The following is a 17,929-nucleotide window of genomic DNA, read 5'->3' as shown; positions in this document are numbered from 1 at the left end:
GCGGAGCTGAGCTACGGGGCGGGCTTGGTCGGGTGGTCCCCGATCCGGGCTTGATCACGTCGCTTCGCGGGCGACTCCGCGCTGCCGGGCGGGCCGGCTCCTGCGCTGCACGCGGGCGGGCCGGCTCCGCGCTGCCGGGCGGGCCGGCTCCTGCGCTGCACGCGGGCGGGCTGGTTGTGCGATGGTCGGGTGTGCTGGTGGAACGGCGACCGCCCCGCGGCCTGGTGGGGTGCGGGGCGGCCGGTCGGATTGGCAGCCGGGTGGCTCAGCCTCGGGTCAGCTCAGGACGAGCCAGGCGAGCACCGCGACGAGGACGACCGCCACGACCGCGACGCCGATGATCAGCGGGGTCTTGGAGGCGGCAGCGGGTTCCTCGGGTGGGGCACTGTGCGTGAAGGCCCGGAAGGCCTCGGTGTTGCCACTCGGATCGACGCTGTTGTCAGACATGCGCACGACCATAGCGAAGCCCCGCACCCGCCCGACACCAGCTACCGCGCCTCTACCAGGCGCAACACCCGAGTGGGCACCTGACACCCGGGCGAGGGAGGACCAGCGGCGGCTTGTTCACCCCTTCGTGTCCGCGGGAGCGCCCTACCCTGTCGGAGTGGACTCCCGCCGGCAGCTCGACGTCATCGCCGAGATCGTGCGCCTGGCCGACGCCACCGGGGTCGACGTGTGGCTGCGCGGCGGCTGGGCCATGGACTTCTTCCTCGGCGAGGTCACCCGCCCCCACCTCGACATCGACTTCTTCTGTGCGGCGTCCGACGCCGACCGGCTGGTGGCGGCGCTGCACGAACACGGCTACCGCGACGATCCCGGCCCGCCGCCCGAGCAGCAGCGCGACCTGGTGACCGCCGACGGCATCGAGGTCAGCTTCGCGCTCCTCGGCCGCGACACCGACGGGTGCCCGACCGTGGCGGGCGGACCCCACGCCGGCGCGCGCTGGCCCACCGACCTGCTCACCTGGCAACCCTGCCGGCTCGGCGACGTCACCTGCCGCATCGTGGGGCCCCGGGCGCAGATCGAGATCAAGGAGATGATGCCCGTCTGGGTGCCGGGCGCGCCCCGCCGCGACAAGGACGCCTGGGACGTCGCCCGCCTCCGCGCCGCCCTCCTGAGCCCGCGCCTCCCCGCCCCCGGAATGCGCCAGGCCCCGGCCCCACGCCCGGCCACCTCCTGAAGCCCGCCTCTCCTCGGTCAAGCCAAGTGCCCGACGGCCGCACTCCGAACGCCCCGCTCAACGCAGATGGTCAACGGCCACCCCTGTGAACGCCTCGATCAGCGCAGCCGGCCGACAGCCACCCCCGCCAACGCCCCGATCAGCGCACATGGTCGACAGCCACCCGCCGAACGCCCCGATCAGCGCACATGGTCGACAGCGAGCCTGCCGAACGCCTCGGTCAGTGCAGGTGGTCGACAGTGATCTTGCCGAAGGCCTTGCCGGAGTGGAGGCGGGCGAATGCCTCGCCCACCGCGGAGAAGCCGTATGTCGAGTCGATCACCGGGTGGATGCCCTTGGCCGCGCAGAAGGTGAGGAGGTCGGCGAGCTCGGCGGCCGTGCCCATGGTGCTGCCCAGGATCTGCAGCCGCATCATGAAGACGCGGCGAAGGTCGATCTTGGGGAAGGGGCCGCCCGTGGCGCCGCAGACGACGATGCGGGCCTCGGGGGCGGCGCACTTGAGGGAGTGCTCGAAGGTGGGCGCGCCGACGGACTCGATGACGACGCCGACCCGCTCGGGGAGGCGGGCGCCCGGCTCGACGGCGGTGGCGCCGAGGGCGGCGATGCGGTCCCGCTTGGCGGCGTCACGACTGGTCGCGTAGACCCGCTTGCCGAGCGCCGCCGCCAGGACCACGGCGGCCGTGGCGACGCCGCCGCCCGCGCCCTGCACCAGGACGGCCTCGGCCTGGTCGGCGCGGCCCCGGGTGGTGAGCATGTGCCAGGCGGTGAGCCAGGCCGTCGGGAAGCAGGCCGCCTCGAGGAAGGAGATGCCGGCCGGCTTGGGGACGAGGTTGCCCGCCGGGACGGCCACGCGGTCGGCGAGGGTGCCGGGCCAGCGCTCGGAGAGCAGGGAGAAGCCGCGCGGGTCGCCCGGGTCGTCGATCACCGCGTGCACCACGACCTCGTTGCCCGCCGGGTCGACGCCCGCGGCGTCGCAGCCGAGGATCATCGGGAGCCGGTCGGCGGGCAGGCCGACGCCGCGCAGGGACCAGAGCTCGTGGTGATTGAGCGAGCTCGCCCGCACGTCCACGGTGACCCAGCCCGCCGGGGGCGACGGCTCGGGGAGGTCGCCGACCGCGAGAGCGGCCAGCGGCTCGTCCGGCTTGATGGCACTGGCATAGGCGGCGCGCATGCCCGGAACGCTAGTCACCCCCGGGGACGCACGCCACCCGTCGCCACGAGCCTGTGGACAACCGTCGGCCAGCCGGACGGGTCGGCGCCGGAAGGCCGAGCCTGTGGACAAAGCCGGCCGGCGCCGGGAAGGCCGAGCCTGTGGACAACCGTCAGACAGGCAGACCGGCCGGCGCCGGGGAGACCGGGCGCAGGCGGGCCACCTCGTCACGCTCGGCCGCGCGGGCCACGGCTGCGGCCACCGCGGGGGCCACGCGCGGGTCGAGGGCGGACGGCACGATGAGGTCGGGGCGCAGCTCGTCCGACACGATCTCGGCGATCGCCTCGGCGGCGGCGACCTTCATGCGCTGGGTGACCCGGCGGGCCCGCACGTCGAGGGCGCCACGGAAGATGCCCGGGAACGCCAGGACGTTGTTGATCTGGTTGGGGAAGTCGCTGCGGCCGGTGGCCACGACGGCCGCGTACTTGTGGGCCAGCGCCGGCGGGACCTCGGGCGTCGGGTTGGCCAGCGCGAAGATGATCGACTCCGGCGCCATGCCGGCGAGCGCGCTCTCCGGGACCGATCCGCCCGAGACCCCGATGAAGACGTCGGCGCCGATGAGGGCTTCCTGGATCCCGCCCGTACGCCCGGAGTAGTTCGTCCGCGCCGCCAGCCCCTCCTTCACCGGACCGAGCCCGGGCCGGTCGGCGTGGATGATGCCGCGCGAGTCACAGATGATCATGTTCGCCCCCGGCACGCCCGCCGCCATGAGCATGTCCGTGATGGCGACTCCCGCGGCCCCCGCGCCGCTGATCACCACGCGGAGGTCGGCGAGGCGCCGGCCGAGCAGGGCCACGGCGTTGTGCAGGGCGGCGAGCACCACGACGGCCGTGCCGTGCTGGTCGTCGTGGAAGACCGGGATGTCCAGCAGGTCGTCGAGGCGGCGCTCGATCTCGAAGCACCGGGGCGCGCTGATGTCCTCCAGGTTGATGCCGCCGAAGGAGGGCGCCATGGCGCGGACCACCTCGACGATGGCGTCGACGTCCTGGGTGTCGAGGCACACCGGCACGGCGTCGACCCCGCCGAACTGCTTGAACAGCACGGCCTTGCCCTCCATGACGGGCATCGCGGCCTGCGGGCCGATGTTGCCGAGACCCAGCACGGCGGAGCCGTCGGTGACGACTGCCACCGCGTTGCCCGTCCACGTGTAGTCCCGGTAGAGCGACGGGTCCTCGGCGATCGCCGTGCAGACCCGGGCCACCCCCGGGGTGTACGCCAGGGAGAGGTCGTCCCGGCTCGTCAGCGGGACGGTCGCGGCGACGGCCATCTTGCCGCGCTGGTGTCGCTCGAAGACGGGATCGGCGGCCAGGGCGGGATCGAGCTCGAAGCTGAAGAAGGACACGGTGACTCCAGACACGCATCGGGTGAGGACTGGTCACAGGGCCTGCCTCGACCGGCGTCGGACCGCGGCGGGACCGTCCTCGATGTCGGGGTGCCAGCCGGCCCGGGGGCGCGAGTCTGCGCGGGACGGCGTGCGATGCGGGGGTCACCCGGATGTCGGACCGCAAGACTTCGGTGTGCTGCGGCTTCCCAGGACGTTAGCCCACCCGCCCCGGGCGGGGCCAGTAACGAAACGCCACCCGGCCGAGGACGTCGGCGACCCCGTACGCCCGTGAGTCGTCCGTCACGAACTCGTTGTCGCCCTCGATCCACCAGCCGCCGTCCTCGGGGCGGACCGCCCGTTTCACGACGAGCAGGTCCGGCCGCGACCGGAAGCGGGCGACCACGAGGTCCCTCGCGCCGGCCTTTCCCGTACGCCACACCAGCAGCGCATCCCCGGAACGCAACGTGGGCGCCATGGACGGCCCGTGCACCAGCACGGGGAAGAACGGTAGTTGCAACCTCATGGCATCAATCCCGGCTCGCGTGTGCGTATCCGTGTAAGGGGTAGTCTCAGCGTCGGATCATCGCAAACGTATGGAGGGGTCCTGATGCGACTTCCGCGTATCTTCACGCCGCGCACTGTGGTCAGCGCGCACTGCGACCTGCCGTGCGGGGTCTACGACCCGGCGCAGGCTCGCATCGAGGCGGAGTCGGTGAAGGCCATCGCCGAGAAGTACCAGGCGAACACCGACCCCGAGTTCCGCACCCGCGCCATCCTCATCAAGGAGCAGCGCGCCGAGCTGGTCAAGCACCACCTGTGGGTGCTCTGGACCGACTACTTCAAGGCTCCGCACTTCGAGAAGTACCCGCAGCTCAACCAGCTGTTCAACGAGGCCACCAAGCTCGCGGGCGCCTCCGGCGCCAAGGGCTCGATGGACCCGGCCGTGGGCGACCAGCTGCTCGCGAAGATCGAGGAGATCTCGAAGATCTTCTGGGAGACCAAGCAGGCCTGAGCCTCGCTGTCGCGACGGCCGGCGCGTCCCTGTGACGTGCCGGCCGTCGCGTTTACCCGGCATCACCCCTTACCCGGCCGCCGTGCGCGCGCCCTGTTCGCCCTCGTGGCAGCGGCCGGGCGGGGGCGGCGCCGGCGGCGAAGCGGTGCCGGTGCACGACGGAACGGGCGGCCCGATCGGCTGACCGGATCCGGTCCCCGGCGCCTCGGCGGGCGCACCACCCCCGTGAGGCGCTAAAGTCACGACCATCGGGAGGATGGGGCCGGTGACTCAGCTGCAGACAACGCAATCGGAACCAGCGTTCGGCGACGATGTCGTCCTGCTCACGGTGCCCGCGGACGGCGGCTATCTGGGCGTGCTCCGCACGGCCACGGCCGGCCTGGCGGCGCGCCTGCACTTCGCGCTGGACGAGATCGAGGACCTGCGCATCGCGGTCGACGAGGCCTGCGCCATGCTCCTGGCGATCGCCACGCGCGACGCCGAGCTGGAGTGCCGCTTCGCCGTGACCGAGGACGCCCTGACCGTCGAGGTCACGGTCTCGATCGTGCGCGGCGCGCGGCTGCCGTCGGAGTCGTCGTTCGCGTGGAAGGTGCTGACGGCGCTCACGACCTCCGCCGAGGCCGAGGCGGACGGCCGCCACGCCACGATCCGCCTCCTCACCCGCCGCACCGAGCTCTGACCGCCCGAAACACCGGGCGAAGTCAAGCCGCACAGCGCTCGGGCCACGCAAGCCAGGCGCCACGCAAGCCAGGCGCCACGCACGCCAAGCCACGCACGCCAAGCGCCACGCACGCCAAGCACCGCACGCCAAGCGCCACGCACGCCAAGCGCCACGCACGCCAAGCACCGCGCATGCCAGGCGCCACGCATGCCAGGCGCCACGCATGCCAGGCGCCACGCATGCCAGGCGGGCCCAGCGCCGAGGCCGCGCGGACCCCGGCGAGCAGCAGCTCAGCGCTTGTTGGCCTCGGCGATGTAGTCGAGATGCCGCAGGCTGGCCTCCCGCGCCCCCGCGATCTCCTGCCCCCGCACGCACGCCAGGATCTCCCGGTGGTCGGCGTCGATCCGCGCCCAGTACCCCTCCGGCAGCGCCCCGACCACCTCCTCCCCGTACGTCACCTGGTAGAGCGGCCGCGTCACCAGCTCGAACAGCGGGTTGCCGGTGGCCGACGCGATGGCCGAGTGGAAGGCGGTGTGCGCGGCCATCATGGTCGACAGCTCGTCGAGGTGCGGGTCGAAGAGGGCACCGCGCAGCTCGATGAGGTGCGTCTCGCTGCGGCGCTCCGCCGCGAGGGCCGCGGCCGGGACCTCGAGGGCGCGCCGCAGCTCGAGCAGGTCCGCGAAGCCGACCTCGGCGGCGTTGGTGAGCAGGGTGAGCCCGGTGGAGAGGGCCTCGGAGAGCTGCTCGGCGTCGGGGTGGGCGACGAAGCTGCCGCCGGTGACCCCGCGCGTGGTGACGATGAGATGCTGGCTGGCCAGCAGGCGCAGCGCCTCGCGGACCGTGCTGCGGCTCACGCCCGAGCGGATGCAGAGCTCGGGCTCCGGCGGCAGACGCTCGCCGGGTTGCAGCCGGCCCGATGTGATGTCCGCCCGGAGTTCGTCCGCCAGGAGCTGATAAGCCGGCGGGCGCACCGTGGATCCGGCCATGTGCCCTCACCCCCTTGTGATCCGCCCACTCAGGGTAGGCCCTCCCGACGACAGGGGAACCCCGTTACCAGCGCGGACCGATCAAAGTCGGCACATCGAGGACCGGGAGGCGGGAGTCAGCCGAGACCGAGGGCCTTCGTGGTCGGCGGCAGGAGGCACAGCGCCCCGACCAGCACGCCGAACGTCATGAGCAGCGCCCCGGCCCACGAGGGTCCCACGTTGAGCAGGAAGCCCCCGGACGCGATCAGGAACAGCTGCACGACGATCGCCGGGCCGCGGGCGCGCGCCGACCGGCGCGCGAGGGCCCGGGCGATCAGGAAGACGACACCGGCGCCCAGGGCGGCGAGCACCGTGAGGGAGATCGCAACGCCCAGCTCCCCCGCGTCGGTCAGGTCCAGCACGACCAGGTACGCGGTGAGCACCGCCAAAGCCGCGGCCTGCGCGAACAGCAGGCGCACCGCCCAGACCAGAGTTGCCGGGGAAGCTACATCCGCAGGGGTCACAACGGTACGATACCGGCCCGGCGCGGGGGCGGCCCCGGGGTACAGTGCCGCCCATGCGAGCGTTACTGGTGGTTAATCCGAAGGCCACCACGACGAACGAGCGCAGCCGGGACGTGCTGGTCCGGGCGCTGCGCAGTCAGGTCGAGCTGACGGTGGAGTACACGCGGAAGCGGGGGCACGCCGCCGCGCTGGCCCGGGCCGCCGCCGAGAGCGGGGTCGACGTGGTCGTCACGCTGGGCGGCGACGGCACCGTCAACGAGGCGGTCAACGGCCTGATGACCTCGGCTCCCGGGCTGGCCTCGCAGGGCACGTCGCCGGCCTTCCGGCTGCCGGCGCTCGCGGTGGTGCCCGGCGGTTCCACCAATGTCTTCGCCCGGGCGCTCGGGCTACCCCGCGACTGGGCCGAGGGCACCAGCGTGATCATCGACGGCCTGACGTCGGGGCGGCACCGGGTGATCGGGCTCGGCCGCGCGGACGACCGCTATTTCACCTTCACCGCGGGGCTGGGCCTGGACGCGGCGGTCACCCGCCGGGTGGAGCAGGCCCGGTTGCGCGGGCGCACGTCGACGCCGGCGCTTTATGTGCGCTCGCTGATCGGTCAGGTGCTTTCCGGCGAGGACCGGAAGGCGCCGCCGCTGTCGATCGAGCGGCCCGGCGAGGAGCCGGAAACGGGTCTGGGGACCGTCATCATCCAGAACACCGCGCCGTGGACCTACGTGGGAGAGCGCCCCATCAACCCGAACCCGCAGGCGTCGTTCGACCGCGGGCTCGACGTCCTGGCGGTTCGTAGCCTGGGTGTTGCTACCACAACACGCACAGTGACGCAGATGACCTCCCGGAACGCCGATCCGCGGGGCCGCAACGTGCTGCGCCTGCATGATCAGGCCGAGTTCACGGTGATCGCCGCCCGCCCCCAGTCCTTCCAGCTCGACGGGGACTACCTGGGAGAACGCCAGAAGGTGCACTTTCTGTCCGTTCCCGAAGCGCTACGAGTGATCTGCTGACATCGGGGTACGTGTGTCGGGTCGCGCATCACGATCCGTCACACATTCACCGGCAAAAGCTCGGCAGAGCGGCCGGTACCGTACTACATTGATGGGAGCGTTCATCCGCCGGACCGCGAGAGACCCCCGAACTTCTCTCGCAAACCGGACAAAGGGGTCGTGAGCTAGCTCACCCGACGGGAGAAAGTCCCGGCGCTACCCTTGACATCGCGGGAGTTCGTGAAAGCATTCACAAGCGATAAGAAGTAACCGGATGCCGCTCGCCCGCGTTCTTTATCCAGAAGCGCCGAACGACTTCCCGCACAAAAGCTCGCTCACGCAACGGTGATCAGACGAACGCTGTCCGTCCTTCGCCACTGCGGATGCCGATAAAGAGTAAGTAGTAGTTGGTCAGCACCATTTCGTTCACCCCACCCGAAACAAGGAGTGTTGCCGCCATGGACTGGCGCCACGATGCGATCTGCCGCGACGAGGACCCGGAGCTGTTCTTCCCGATCGGGACGTCCGGCCCCGCGCTCCTGCAGGTCGAGCAGGCCAAGGCCGTGTGCCGGCGGTGCCCCGTGACCGAGTCGTGCCTGCAGTGGGCGCTCGAGTCCGGTCAGGACGCCGGCGTGTGGGGCGGTATGAGCGAGGACGAGCGGCGCGCGGTCAAGCGTCGCGGCGGCCTCCGGGTTTCGGCGCCGACCGCCTGAAGCGGCGTCCGCCCGAAGCTCCACCGCCTGAACTTCCCTTTCTCCCCAGCATTCACGCCCCGGGCCCCAGTCGGCGCCGGGGCGTCGTGCTGTCCGGGCATCGATCCTGCGTTAACGATCGCTTACACCACGCAATGGTGACCGAGTGCAGGAATGCGATCACCGTCCCCCGCACGGTCTTCGCGAAATGATCTCGAAATCGTCGCCGCGATGACGCAGCGATCAGTTGCGGTCACACTCGATGAGAACGTGAATGCAAGCACAACCGGATTGCGCCGCGCTGAGGATCTGCTGAAAGCGACGATCAGGCCGCGGGCACGGCCGCCGGCCGGGCCACCGCCGCCAGCACCCGCTCGGCCACCAGCGACACCAGGGCGGGCGTGTCGGTCAGCGGCGGCGCCACGAAAGAGGCGCCCGCCGAGACAGCCGACGCCACGGTCGCGTCCCACAGCAGCCCCGGCGCCAGGAAGTACGACGCAAGCGCGATGCGCCGGCACCCGGCAGCCCGCAGCGCGAGCACAGCATCCCCGGACAGCGGCGGGGCAGCCGACGCATAGGCGACCCGGCACGGCACGCCCAGTCGATCTCCGAGGGCCTCGGCGGCCGCGGCCACCGTCTCCCTCGCCCCGGCGTCCCTCGTGCCCGCAGCGGCCAGCACAACGGCATCCGGGGCGGCGTCACCCAGCCGGGTGACCAAGCCGTCGAGCAACAGCGGCGGCACCACGCCGTCCACGGGACCCAGCACGTCGGCGAGGGCCACGTCGAGCGAGGCCGGCGCGGCCGCGATCTCCGCCGGTACGTCCACCCGGCCGTGGAAGGCCGACGTCAGCAACAGTGGCACCAGCACCGCACGCCGGTGCCCGTCCGCGGCGAAGGAGGCGAGCGCCTGCCGCGGCCGGGGCACGCTGTGATCGAGGTACGACGCCCGCACGTCCCACGCCGGGTGCAGCGCCCCGACGGCCCGGGCGAGCGCCTCGGTGGCCCGGGACGCCCGCGGATCACGCGAGCCGTGGGCGACCAGCGTGACGGCTAGACGTGGAGGCCGCATTCGGTCTTCTCGAACATCGCCCAGCGGCCGGCGCGCGGGTCCTCCCCGGCCTTGGTGCGGCGGGTGCACGGCCAGCAGCCGATGGACCCGTACCCCTTCTTGAAGAGCTCGTTGACCGGCACGTTCCAGCGCGCGATGTACTGGTCCACGTCGGCCTGGGTCCACGCCGCGATCGGGTTGACCTTGACCTTGCCCTTCTTGGCGTCGAAGGCGACGACCGGCGTGTTGGCCCGGGTCGGCGACTCGTCGCGGCGCAGCCCGGTGGCCCAGGAGTCGTAGTCCGACAGGGCCCGCTCGAGCGGCTCCACCTTGCGCAGGAAGCAGCACTCGTCGGGGCTGCGGGCGAAGAGCCGCGGCCCGAACTCGCCGTCCTGCTGACCGACCGTCATCCGCGGGCGGATCGACCGTACGTTGACGTTCATGGTCTTGGCGACGATGTCGCGCACCTTGAGCGTCTCCGGGAAGTGCAGGCCCGTGTCGAGGAACACGACGTCCACGCCGGGGGCCACACGCGAGAAGAGGTGGGCGACGACGGCGTCGGCCATGGAGCTGGTCACACAGAACCGGTCGCCGAAGGTCGACGCGGCCCAGCGCGCGATCTCCTCGGCCGGCGCGTCCTTCAGCAACGCGGCGCCCTCGGCGGCAAGCGCCTGCAGCTCGGCGGCGGACCTGCGGCCGGCAGCGACCGGCGCGGTGAGGGAAACCAGGCCGAGGTTCTGAGCGACGATCATCGGTTCACTCCCTTGGACAGCAACCCGTTGAACTTGACGGTGAACACACGAGCGCAGGAGTGGCACTCCCACGCCCCGTGCGAGGCCTCGTTCGGATAGAGGTCCTCTTCGCCGCAGTAGGGGCAGTACAGCGGGGTGGAACGCGCGTCGCTCATTTCAGCAACTCCTCGTCGGCCCGGACGACCCAGTCGGCGAAGGTCTCGCCGTCCGTGCGCCCCGCCAGGTACCGGCGAGCGAGCCTCTCGACGTACTCGGGAAGCTCCTCCGCGGTGGCCTTGAGGCCCCGCAGCTTGCGGCCGAAGCCGGCCGTCTGGCCCTGCGCCATGCCCAGCCCGCCGCCGAGGTGGACCTGGAAGCCCTCCACCTGCTCGCCGTGCGCGTTCATGACCAGCTGGCCCTTGAGCCCGATGTCGGCGACCTGGGTGCGGGCGCAGGCGTTCGGGCAGCCGTTGATGTGGATCGAGATGTCGGCGTCGAAGTCGCGCAGCCGCTCCTCGAGCCGGGCGACCAGCTCCTCGCCGCGCGCCTTGGTCTCGACGATGGCGAGCTTGCAGTACTCGATGCCGGTGCAGGCCATCGTGCCGCGCCGCCAGGCCGAGGGCCGGGCCTCCAGCCCGATCCCGCGCAGGGCCGCGACGAACGGTTCCACCTGGTCGTCGGCGATGTCCAGGACCAACAGCTTCTGGTACGGCGTCAGCCGCACCCGGTCCGACCCGTGCGCCGCGACGAGGTCCGCCAGCTTGCCGAGCTGCGTCCCGGAGGAGCGGCCGACGACCGGGGCGGCACCCACGTAGTTGCGGCCGTCCTTCTGCTTGTGCACGCCGATGTGGTCGATGGGCTTCGCCGGCAGCACCGGGGCGGGACCGTCGATCAGGGCCCGGCCGAGGTACTCCTTCTCGAGCACCTCGCGGAACTTCGCGACGCCCCAGTCGGCGAGCAGGAACTTCAGCCGCGCCCGGTTGCGCAGCCGCCGGTAGCCGTAGTCGCGGAAGATCCCGACCACGCCCTCCCAGACGTCCGGGATGTCCTCCAGCGGCACCCACACGCCCAGCCGCTCGGCGAGGCGCGGGTTCGTGGAGAGGCCGCCGCCGACCCAGAGGTCGAAGCCCGGGCCGTGCTGCGGGTGCTCGACGCCGACCAGCGCGATGTCGTTGGTCTCGTACGGCGTGTCGGCCAGCCACGAGATCGTCGTCTTGAACTTGCGCGGCAGGTTGGAGTAGCGCGGGTCGCCCACGTACCGCTCGATGATGGTGTCGATGGCCGGCTGCGGGTCGACCACCTCGTCCGGCGACACTCCGGCGACCGGGCTGCCGAGCACGACGCGGGGGCAGTCGCCGCAGGCCTCGGTGGTCTCCAGGCCGACCGCCTCGAGCCGGCGCCAGATCTCCGGCATGTCCTCGACCCGGATCCAGTGCAGCTGGATGTTCTGCCGGTCGGTGATGTCCGCGCTGTCGCGGCCGAACTCGGTGGAGATCTCCGCGATCGTGCGCAGCTGGGCCACGGTCAGCGCGCCGCCGTCGATGCGGACGCGGAGCATGAAGTACTCGTCCTCCAGCTCGTGCGGCTCGAGCACGGCCGTGCGGCCGCCGTCGATGCCCGCCTTGCGCTGGGTGTAGAGGCCCCACCAGCGGAACCGCCCGCGCAGGTCCTGCGGGTCGATCCCGGCGAAGCCGGTGTGCGCGTAGATGTTCTCGATGCGCGCCCGGACGTTGAGCGGGTTGTCGTCCTTCTTGATCCGCTCGTTGGGGTTCAGCGGCTCACGGTGTCCGAGCGCCCACTGTCCCTCGCCTCGCGCCTTACGGGGGCGGGCGGCAGGGGCCGCGGGAGTGTTGCTGGGCGCCATGTCGGCGTTCCTCCGAGTAATCGAGGGCACGCGGCGACATGCACGGCGGGTCCCGCGACATCAGTGTCAGGAGGGTGCCGGCGCGTCTCGCGCGCCCGGAAAGCGATCGGGCGGCGTCAGGAAGCCGGACACATCGCGCTGCGGACACGGCCGTAGTCCACGTGGCGCCGGGCCACGAAGCGGCGGTCAACTGCAGCGGTCATGTCGGCAAGCCTCTCACGCGAAAGCATTCTCGGCCAGAGGGGTCCAGATTCCGGGAGTGTGGCGGCAGCCACGCTGCGTTCGTTCACCTCCCGGCAGCCCATCGGGCCCGATGAATTCATGCCCTCCCGGTACAACCGGACACCGTGACCGCGACCACCCTGACAAAGGCCGAGCCGGCCGCGCCCGGGCAGCCGACCCCGCGCCGGGCGGCCCTGGTCTACCCGTGGCTCGTCCCGGCGCTCGCCATGGCCGTGGTGGGCGGCATCGGGCTGTCCCGCCCGGCGCTCGGCTGGGACGAGCACGCGACGTGGTCGGCGGCCATGCGCACGCCCGGCCAGATCCTCGACTTCGCCGGGACCATGGACGGCGTCATCGCCCCCTACTACCTGTTCATCCACTTCTGGACGGCCGCGTTCGGCGACGCGGTGGGGACGATCAGGCTCCCGTCGCTCATCGCCGTCGTGCTGGGCACGGGGCTGGTGGGCGAGCTGGGCCGGCGACTCTTCGGACCGGGGACCGGGCTCACCGCGGGGCTGATCGTCGTCGCGGTGCCCCAGCTGTCCCGCTACGCGCAGGACGCCCGGGCGTACGGCATCGCCTTCTGCTTCGCGGTCCTGGCCACCCTCCTGTTGTACGTAGCCGTCGAGCGCCCCACCTGGTGGCGCTGGGCCGCCTACGGGGCCGCCCTGACCCTGCTCGGCGCCACGCACATGATCGGCCTCCTCGTCCTCACGGGTCACGTGGTCACGGTCGCCCTGCGCCGGCGCGACGCCCGGGTCCCGATCCGCTGGGCGGTCATGGTCGCCGCCGCGCTGATCCTCGTCTCCCCGCTGATCTATCTCGGCCTCACCCAGCGCGGCACCCAGCTCGAATGGATCGCCCCGCTCGACCTGCACCAGGTGCTCATCGCGCCCGGCCTGATCTTCGGGACGCCGGCCGCCGGGCTGCTCGTGATCGGCCTCGCCCTCGCCGCCCGGTGGGAGCGGCCGGCGCTGATCGGCGAGCTCGGGGCGCTGGCCGCGGTCCCGCCGATCCTGCTCATCGCGGTCTCGTTCGTCACGTCGCCCCTCTGGGTGCCCCGCTACGTGCTCTTCGTCATCGTGCCGCTCGCCCTGCTGGCCGCCGTCGCGTTGCGCGGGCTCCGGTGGCGTACCGTCGCGGCCTTGCTCCTGATCGCCGCCATGGGCTTCGAGATGCAGCAGACGGTCCGGGGCCCGGCGTCGCACGGCGGCATGGACTTCCGCAAGGCGACGGCGATCGTGCAGTCCCGCCTGCAGCCGGGTGACGGTGTCGTCTACGGCCGGATCGGCACGTGGTCCCTGCGCGCCGGACTCGACTACGAGCTGCGGCACAGCGCCGTCAAGCCGGACGACCTGCTGCTGCGGACGTCCGCGGCCGAGGCGGGCGGGCTGGACGGCGTGGAGTGCCCCGGGCTGACCTGCTTCACCACCGAGCGGGTCTGGTACGTCGGCGCCCGTCAGGCCGGCGACCCGATGTCCAACGCGGGCGATGAGCTGCGGGCCAAGTTCCAGGCCGAGTACAAGCGGACCGGCTACTGGCTGCTGCCGCTGGGCACGATCGCGTTGTACGAGCGCAAGGTGCCGTAGCACACAGCAAATCCTGCCAGCCTGGAGCAGTGCGGAGGAACCTGTACTGGCTGGCGCCTGCCCTCCTGACGGCGCTCGTCACGGCGTACCAGGCGACCACTCCGCAGCTGTGGCGCGACGAGCTGGCGACGTGGAGCGCGGCCCGGCGGTCCGTACCGGAGATCCTCGCGCTCGGTCAGCACATCGACGGCGTCACCGTGCCGTACTACCTGCTCATGCATGGCACGATCGCGCTCTTCGGCGACTCGGCGCTCGCCCTGCGGCTGCCGTCGCTGATCGCGATGACCGCCGCGGCCGCGTGCACGGCCCTGCTGGCCCGGCACCTGTGGGGACCCTTTCCGGGCCTGCTCGCCGGGTCGCTCTTCGCGGTGCTCCCGGTCACCTCCCGGTACGCCCAGGAGGCGCGCGACTACGCCCTCGCCGTCTGCTTCGCGGCCCTGTCGACACTGCTGCTGCTCCGCGCGCGGGACAGAGGCGGCTGGATCGCGTACGGGCTCAGTGTCGCCGCCCTCGGCCTGGCCCACCAGCTCGGCCTGCTGATCCTTCTCGGCCACCTCCGCCTCAGGAAGGCCTGGTTCGCCGCCGTGCTGCCCGCCGCGGCGATCGTGCTCCCGTTCACCGTGCTCGGCCTCGGCCAGCGCGACCGGCAGCTCGACTGGCTGTCCCGGGCCGACGGGGCCACGCTGGCGAACTTTCCGGAGACATTGTTCCTGTCCGGAATCGTCGGCGGTGCCGTCTGCGCGCTGGCGGTCGTCGCGTCGCACCGGCGGCTGCTCCTGGCGGCCGTGCTGCCGGTGCTCGTGCTGTTTGCCGTCGACCAGCTGATCACGCCCATGTTCGTGGGGCGTTACCTGCTCTTCGTGGTGCCACTGCTCGTGGCGTCGGCCGGACGCGGGCTCGCGCTGCTCCGGCCCGTACCGGCGCTGGTGACCTTGCTCGTCCTGGCCCTGATCGGGCTGCCGGTCCAGGACGACATCCGCCGCACGCACTCGCCCTTCGACTATCGCGGGGTCGCCGCCGTACTGCGCGACGAAGCCCGGCCGGGCGACGCCGTCGTCTACGCCCCGCGCGACGGCTGGCAGTTCACCGACATCGCGATGGCCTACTACCTGGGCGACGACGCGCCCGCCGACGTCCTCCGCGTGGCAGGTCCGGACGAGAACGACTCGCTGTGGGCGACCGAGTGCCCGGACACCGCCGCCTGCCTCACGGCCGCCCGGGTGTGGACACTCAGCGCCGACAACCTGGAGACCGGCCGCCGCGCGGGCGCCACCGACCAGCTGACAGGCGCCACGCAGGCGGTCCTCGCCGGCTCCTACCGGCAGGGGGAAGTGAGAAGGATCGAGGGCTTCACGATTGTCCTGTTCGAGCGCTCGTGAGCGACACGCTCAGGAACGTTTCAGGTTGTACCCCGGACATCCGGGCAACTCTGCGTGGCATGACGGTCACGGTCTTCGCCCCCGCACCCCAGCTCACGGTCACCATCGAGCAGCAGGCCGGCGAGGTGGAGCTGCACGTCCACCCCGGCAGCCAGGGCATCTGGCAGGCGCGGATGGTGGTCGCCCTCGGCGTGCCGGTCACGCTCTGCATCACCGCCGGCGGCGAGACCGGCGACATCATCCGCCGGCTGCTGGAGCAGGAGGATCTGACGGTACGCCCGGTGGCCCGCGAATCCGGCAGCGGCTGGTACGTCCACGACCGCCGCGACGGCAGCCGCTCCACGATCGCCGAGCACCCCGGCGCTCCCCTGGTCCGCCACGATCTCGACGAGCTCTACACCCTCACCCTCGCCGAGGGCCTGCAATCGGAGGTGAGCCTGCTCAGCGGCGCCGCCGGTCCCGAGGTGATCGACCCGGACGTCTACCGCCGCCTCGCCGCCGACCTGGGCGCGAACGGCAGCAAGGTGGTCGCCGACCTCTCCGGCGACCACCTGAACGCCGCGCTCGCGGGCGGGCTCGCCGTCGTCAAGGTCAGCCACGAGGAGCTCCTGGACGACGGCCGCGCCGACGACGACAGCGTCGAGGCGCTGGTCGAGGCGGCCCGCAAGCTGCGCCACGAGGGCGCCGAGCAGGTCCTGATCAGCCGCGCGGACCAGCCGGCCCTCGCCCTCGTGGACGACGAGCCCGTCCTGGTCACACTCCCCGCCCTGCAGGTGGTCGACCACCGCGGCGCCGGCGACTCGATGACGGCCGGCGTCGCCGCCGTCCTGGCGCGCGGCGGCGACATGGAGGAGGCCCTGCGTACGGGTGCGGCCGCGGGTGCCCTCAACGTGACCCGCCACGGCCTGGGCACCGGCCGCGGCGAGGCCGTCGAGCAGCTGATCAAGCGCGTGGAGCTGAGCCCGCTATCGCTTGGCTAGGGGCACGACGAGGACGGCCTCGGTGCCGCCGCCGGCGCGGTTGCGCAGCTCGATGCTGCCGCGCAGCTCGCCCGTAGCCAGGGCGCGGACGATCTGGAGGCCGAGCCGGCCGCTCGCCTCCGCGCGGAAGTCCTCCGGCAGCCCGCGGCCGTTGTCGGCGACCGTGACGTGCAGCTGCTTGCGGAAGCGGTGCGCCGACACCACCACCTCGCCGACCGGCTCCGGCGGGGCCGGCGGCAGCAGGGTGGCCTCGGGCTCCGGCGCGGGCTCGTCCTCCGGCGGCGGGAAGCCGTGCTCCACCGCGTTGATGAGCAGCTCGTTGAGGACCATGACCAGCGAGGTGGCGATCTCGGCGGGCAGCACGCCGAACGTGCCCTCGCGGCGCATCTTCACCGTGATCTCGGTCGCGGCGACCTCGGTGGCGGCGGTCGCCACGCGGTCGACGATGCCGTCGAACTCGACCGACTCGTCGGCGTCGGCGGACATCGACAGGGTCTCGTGGACCAGCGCGATCGAGGCGACGCGGCGGACGGACTCCTGCAGGGCCATCCGCGCCTCGGGGATGTTCACCCGGCGGGCCTGCAGGCGCAGGAGGGCCGCCACGGTCTGCAGGTTGTTCTTGACGCGGTGGTGGATCTCGCGGATCGTCGCGTCCTTGGTCATCAGGGCGCGGTCGCGGCGGCGCACCTCGGTGACGTCCCGGACCAGGACCAGGGCCCCGATGGGTACGCCGGCCGGCATCAGCGGCAGCGAGCGCATGAGCACCGTGGCGCCCCGCGCCTCGACCTCCATGCGCGGCGGCGCCTCACCCCGCAGGGCGGCGAGGACCCGCTCGCTGGCGTCCGTGCCCTCCAGCGGGTCGTGGGCCAGCCGGCTGGAGAGCACCGACAGCTCCTCGCCGACCAGGTGGGCGTTGAACCCCAGCCGCCGGTACGCGGACTGGGCGTTCGGGCTCGCGTACGTGACCTTGCCGGAGGCGTCGAGGCGGACCAGCCCGTCCCCGACGCGTGGCGCGGAGGTCGTCTCCCCGGGGTGGGGCGGGGGCGGGAAGGTGCCGTCGGCGACCATCTGGGCCAGGTCGTCGGCCGTGGTGAGGTAGTTGAGCTCCAGCTGGCTGGGCGTGCGCGCGGTGGACAGGTTGGTGTCCCGCCCGATCACGCCGATGATCTCGGGGCCGCCGTCGACCCGCATGCGCACCGGGATCGCCTCGTGGCGGGCGGGCGTGTCGCCGTACCAGACGGGGTCGCCCTCCCGCCAGATGCGCCCCTGCGCGTAGGCGATGTCCAGGTGCGCCACCTCGGGGCCACCCACGATCTTGCCGACCTGGTCGTCCTGGTAGGCCGTCGGAGCGGTCGTCGGGCGCACCTGGGCGACGCAGAGGAAGGACCGCGGCTGCCCCGGCTCGCCCCGCACCGGCACCCAGAGCAGCAGGTCGGCGAAGGACAAGTCGGAGAGCAGCTGCCAGTCACCGGCAAGGCGGGTCAGGTGGTCGATCCCGGCCGGGCCGAGGCCGGTGTGCTCGTCGGCGAGGTCACGCAGCGTGGACACACCCCAAGCGTGCCACG

Annotated in this window: 18 protein-coding genes; 8 read left to right on the top strand and 10 right to left on the bottom strand. The window is 72.3% G+C overall.

The annotated features are described in order from the left end of the window. Positions 1–276: 276 nt before the first annotated feature. Positions 277–447, bottom strand: a complete 171-nt coding sequence (locus tag RBH18_RS08180; RefSeq protein WP_305785253.1) for a hypothetical protein — start codon at positions 445–447, stop codon at positions 277–279. 157 nt (positions 448–604) lie between these two features. On the opposite strand from RBH18_RS08180, the gene RBH18_RS08175 reads away from it, so the two are divergent. Further along, positions 605–1,180: a nucleotidyltransferase domain-containing protein gene (locus tag RBH18_RS08175; protein WP_306205345.1), complete on the top strand. Its 576-nt coding sequence runs from the start codon at positions 605–607 to the stop codon at positions 1,178–1,180. 220 nt (positions 1,181–1,400) lie between these two features. On the opposite strand, the gene RBH18_RS08170 is transcribed toward RBH18_RS08175, so the two are convergent. The 3 genes from RBH18_RS08170 to RBH18_RS08160 form a co-directional block, all read right to left on the bottom strand. Then, complete coding sequence (locus RBH18_RS08170; RefSeq protein WP_306205344.1) at positions 1,401–2,351, bottom strand: zinc-binding dehydrogenase; 951 nt, start codon at positions 2,349–2,351, stop codon at positions 1,401–1,403. Between the two features lie 151 nt (positions 2,352–2,502). Beyond that, the gene (locus tag RBH18_RS08165; RefSeq protein ID WP_306205343.1) at positions 2,503–3,732 is read right to left on the bottom strand and encodes an NAD(P)-dependent malic enzyme; all 1,230 of its coding nucleotides are present in this window, start codon (positions 3,730–3,732) and stop codon (positions 2,503–2,505) included. Between the two features lie 196 nt (positions 3,733–3,928). Beyond that, the gene (locus RBH18_RS08160) at positions 3,929–4,237 is read right to left on the bottom strand and encodes a S26 family signal peptidase (protein ID WP_306205342.1); all 309 of its coding nucleotides are present in this window, start codon (positions 4,235–4,237) and stop codon (positions 3,929–3,931) included. Positions 4,238–4,321: 84 nt separating this feature from the next. On the opposite strand from RBH18_RS08160, the gene sodN reads away from it, so the two are divergent. Next, complete coding sequence (gene sodN / locus RBH18_RS08155) at positions 4,322–4,726, top strand: superoxide dismutase, Ni (protein ID WP_305785248.1); 405 nt, start codon at positions 4,322–4,324, stop codon at positions 4,724–4,726. A 265-nt stretch (positions 4,727–4,991) separates the two neighbouring features. After that, a complete protein-coding gene (locus tag RBH18_RS08150; RefSeq protein ID WP_306205341.1) occupies positions 4,992–5,405 on the top strand; it encodes an ATP-binding protein in 414 nt (137 codons plus the stop codon). Positions 5,406–5,677: 272 nt separating this feature from the next. Here RBH18_RS08150 and RBH18_RS08145 read toward each other — a convergent pair whose 3' ends face one another. Then, positions 5,678–6,373 carry a FadR/GntR family transcriptional regulator gene (locus RBH18_RS08145; protein ID WP_306205340.1) on the bottom strand — a complete coding sequence of 232 codons (696 nt, stop codon included), beginning with the start codon at positions 6,371–6,373 and terminating at the stop codon, positions 5,678–5,680. 116 nt (positions 6,374–6,489) lie between these two features. Further along, the gene (locus RBH18_RS08140) at positions 6,490–6,876 is read right to left on the bottom strand and encodes a hypothetical protein (protein ID WP_306205339.1); all 387 of its coding nucleotides are present in this window, start codon (positions 6,874–6,876) and stop codon (positions 6,490–6,492) included. A gap of 53 nt (positions 6,877–6,929) precedes the next feature. Here RBH18_RS08140 and RBH18_RS08135 point away from each other — a divergent pair, with 53 nt between their 5' ends. Both RBH18_RS08135 and RBH18_RS08130 read left to right on the top strand, forming a co-directional pair. Then, a complete protein-coding gene (locus RBH18_RS08135) occupies positions 6,930–7,880 on the top strand; it encodes a diacylglycerol/lipid kinase family protein (protein ID WP_306205338.1) in 951 nt (316 codons plus the stop codon). A gap of 437 nt (positions 7,881–8,317) precedes the next feature. Beyond that, entirely contained in the window at positions 8,318–8,572 is a 255-nt protein-coding gene (locus tag RBH18_RS08130; protein WP_067697263.1) for a WhiB family transcriptional regulator, read from the top strand. A gap of 304 nt (positions 8,573–8,876) precedes the next feature. Here RBH18_RS08130 and RBH18_RS08125 read toward each other — a convergent pair whose 3' ends face one another. The 3 genes from RBH18_RS08125 to RBH18_RS08115 all read right to left on the bottom strand — a co-directional run bounded on the left by RBH18_RS08125 (position 8,877) and on the right by RBH18_RS08115 (position 12,194). Further along, positions 8,877–9,620 (bottom strand): sirohydrochlorin chelatase, encoded by a 744-nt coding sequence (locus tag RBH18_RS08125; RefSeq protein ID WP_306205337.1) that lies wholly within the window; start codon positions 9,618–9,620, stop codon positions 8,877–8,879. Continuing rightward, positions 9,602–10,351, bottom strand: a complete 750-nt coding sequence (locus tag RBH18_RS08120) for a phosphoadenylyl-sulfate reductase (protein WP_306205336.1) — start codon at positions 10,349–10,351, stop codon at positions 9,602–9,604. Before RBH18_RS08120 ends, RBH18_RS08125 begins: the two co-directional genes overlap by 19 nt. A gap of 151 nt (positions 10,352–10,502) precedes the next feature. Further along, a complete protein-coding gene (locus RBH18_RS08115) occupies positions 10,503–12,194 on the bottom strand; it encodes a nitrite/sulfite reductase (protein WP_306205335.1) in 1,692 nt (563 codons plus the stop codon). Between the two features lie 347 nt (positions 12,195–12,541). Between RBH18_RS08115 and RBH18_RS08110 the strand changes: the two genes are divergently transcribed. The 3 genes from RBH18_RS08110 to RBH18_RS08100 are packed head-to-tail and all read left to right on the top strand — an operon-like array spanning position 12,542 to position 16,364. Beyond that, positions 12,542–14,005 (top strand): glycosyltransferase family 39 protein, encoded by a 1,464-nt coding sequence (locus RBH18_RS08110; protein ID WP_306205334.1) that lies wholly within the window; start codon positions 12,542–12,544, stop codon positions 14,003–14,005. 29 nt (positions 14,006–14,034) lie between these two features. Then, complete coding sequence (locus RBH18_RS08105; protein ID WP_306205333.1) at positions 14,035–15,384, top strand: glycosyltransferase family 39 protein; 1,350 nt, start codon at positions 14,035–14,037, stop codon at positions 15,382–15,384. A 59-nt stretch (positions 15,385–15,443) separates the two neighbouring features. Further along, entirely contained in the window at positions 15,444–16,364 is a 921-nt protein-coding gene (locus RBH18_RS08100) for a 1-phosphofructokinase family hexose kinase (RefSeq protein WP_306205332.1), read from the top strand. Here the strand turns inward: RBH18_RS08100 and RBH18_RS08095 are convergent. After that, positions 16,350–17,912 (bottom strand): sensor histidine kinase, encoded by a 1,563-nt coding sequence (locus tag RBH18_RS08095; RefSeq protein ID WP_306205331.1) that lies wholly within the window; start codon positions 17,910–17,912, stop codon positions 16,350–16,352. The genes RBH18_RS08100 and RBH18_RS08095 overlap by 15 nt on opposite strands. Positions 17,913–17,929 lie beyond the last annotated feature (17 nt).

The sequence above is a fragment of the Actinoplanes oryzae genome (genome assembly GCF_030757795.1).
Lineage (GTDB): Bacteria > Actinomycetota > Actinomycetes > Mycobacteriales > Micromonosporaceae > Actinoplanes.
Note: the sequence above shows the minus strand (reverse complement) of the source record. Positions and strands in the feature narration are given on the sequence as shown.